This is a genomic window from Arthrobacter sp. Hiyo1 (genome assembly GCF_001263615.2).
Classification (GTDB): Bacteria; Actinomycetota; Actinomycetes; order Actinomycetales; family Micrococcaceae; genus Arthrobacter.
Map to the genome: position 1 here is coordinate 876373 of NZ_DF952469.1, position 2241 is coordinate 878613.

Genomic DNA, 2241 nt, shown 5'->3' on the forward strand with positions numbered 1-2241 from the left:
CGCAACAGCAGTGCCGCCGTCGTGCCCCGAGACAACCGTTCCCGGCACGGTCGACTGGGACGCTCGCTCACCTATAGGGCCAAATGCCAGGACGCTCGCTCACCAAAAGTGAGCGAGCGTCCGCCGAAAACACCCCAAAAGTGAGCAAGCGTCCGAGGGGGCACAACCCAAAGGCTAGACTGCCGCGGTGTTCGACGCTGAGCCGGGTAGCGGCGCTATTGCCCCCGAGTCCGATTCCGCTGGGTCGGGTTCCGTCGGGTAGACCATCTCGGCCGGTGCGTTGGAGTTCCTCTTCGCCAGCGGGTAGAACACGATTGCCGTGACCACGAGGCCTACAAGCCAGGAGATGTCCGCCCCGCCCAGAAGCTCGGTCATCGGGCCGGTGTAGAGGGTCTGCGCCAAGAACGGGATCTGGACGACGATGCCGATCGCGTAGCTGAGCAGCGCGGTCTTGTTCCAACGGCCGTAGCGACCGTTCAGGTCGTAGAGGGCCGGAATGTCCACCTTCTCCTTGGAAACCAGGTAGTAATCCACCAGGTTTATGGAGCTCCAGGGGATGAACACCATCAGCAGGAGAAGGACGAAATTCTTGAAGTTGGCGATGAACTCGGGGGAAGCAAGCACTGCGATGAGCACCGAGAGTCCGATAAAGCCGATCACGTAGGCGAACCGGGTCCATGACGCCACCGCGGACTTGCGGGTGAACGCCGTGACCGAGGTAAGCATGGTCATGTAGCCGCCATACGCGTTCAGCGTGTTGACGGTCAGTTTTCCGGTCACGATCACCAGGTAGATGACTACCGCGATCAGTCCGCCTCCACTCAGGTTCCCGAGGAAAGCGACTTGGCCGTCCAGGAACCGTGCACCCTTGGGCAATGCGAGGGCGGCGAAGAGAGCGCCCAGGGTCATGGACCACTGGGAACCAATCACCGTGCCGAAATAGGCCGACATGAAGGTCTTGCGTGCTGGGGTTTTGGAAGGCAGGTACCGGGAGTAGTCGGCGACGTACGGGCCGTAGGTCAGCTGCCATCCGGCGCCCAGCGAAATGGCGAGCAGGAAGGTGGGGAACTCGAAACTGCCGGCTCCCAAGAGTGCGCCGACGTCCTGGCTGGTCAACAACCTGATGCCCAGGTAGGTGAAGCCGAGGATACCGACGACGGTGGCAATGCGGCCCAACATGTGGATGTACTTGTAGCCCAGGGTCGCCACGACGATGGTCAGCGCCCCGAAGACGATCATGCCCACGGCCGGGGTGCCCGCGTGGAGGATGAGGCTGACTGCCTGTCCGGAGAGGACCGTACCGGTGGCGGCGAAGCCGAGGTACATCACGACCACCAGGACCAAGGGAATCACTGCCCCGAAGATCCCGAACTGTGCCCGGCTGGAAATCATCTGCGGCAGGCCGAGCTTCGGCCCCTGCGCCGCGTGGAGCGCCATCACAGCACCGCCCAAGAGGTTTCCGATCAGGAGGCCGATGATCGCCCACAGCGCATCCGCGCCGAACAGGACTGCCAAGGCGCCGTCGACAATAGCCGTGATCTGCATGTTCGCCCCGAACCAGAGCGTGAACTGCTGGCCAGGCGAACCATGGCGCTCATTTTCCGGGACAAAGTCGATGGAACGACGCTCAACGCGCGGCCCACCCGTTCCCGCTTTTCCTGTGGCCTGCATGCCTAATCCTCACTTTGACAACCGAAGTCCGATGTCCCCAACTGAGAATCAATCAGAGCATGCAAAAGTGACAGTGATCACGGAAAGGCGGCGATGTTTAGTCCGATATCCCGGACGATAAGCCACGAGCTGTTGTTCACCCGGATTGATGGCCGTCGCCGCCGGCGAGGCCCATGAACATCGTCTTGTGCAACACGTCCACGTGCCGCCGCGATACCTCCACCGCGCCGCGGTCGTCGCCGGCGCGCAAGGCGTTGACGAGCGCAATGTGGTCCCGATTGGACTCATGGAGAAACTCGATCGGGTACGGGATGAAGTATGCGTAGAGCTCCGCCAGCGCCTCGTTGTAGACGTCGACCGCAGCTCCCAGGCCCGAGCACGCCGCGACCAGCCTGTGAAACCTCTCGTCGGCCTGGTGATACTCGGACCAATTGCTTGATCCGGCCATCTCATGAGTCAGCCGCTCCAGCTCATCCAGCTGCGCTGCCGTGGCGTTGACGGCGGCGAAGTGCGTGACCGCGCATTCGAAGAGCAACCGACGGTCCACCAGCCGGTTCACTGCATGGGATT

Annotated in this window: 2 protein-coding genes; both read right to left on the bottom strand. The window is 62.2% G+C overall.

All coding sequences use genetic code 11. The features are described 5' to 3' along the window. Positions 1-174: 174 nt before the first annotated feature. On the bottom strand, positions 175-1671 hold the full coding sequence (locus AHiyo1_RS08325) for a purine-cytosine permease family protein (protein WP_059388240.1): 1497 nt from the start codon (positions 1669-1671) through the stop codon (positions 175-177). A gap of 136 nt (positions 1672-1807) precedes the next feature. Continuing rightward, positions 1808-2241, bottom strand: a 434-nt coding sequence (locus AHiyo1_RS26415; protein WP_253257215.1) for a FadR/GntR family transcriptional regulator, incomplete at its 5' end; no start/stop codon positions are given.

Excerpts from the sequence above, each read along its gene's own strand:
- AHiyo1_RS08325 (WP_059388240.1), bottom strand. The coding sequence starts at position 1,671 with ATGCAGGCCACAGGAAAAGCGGGAACGGGTGGGCCGCGCGTTGAGCGT.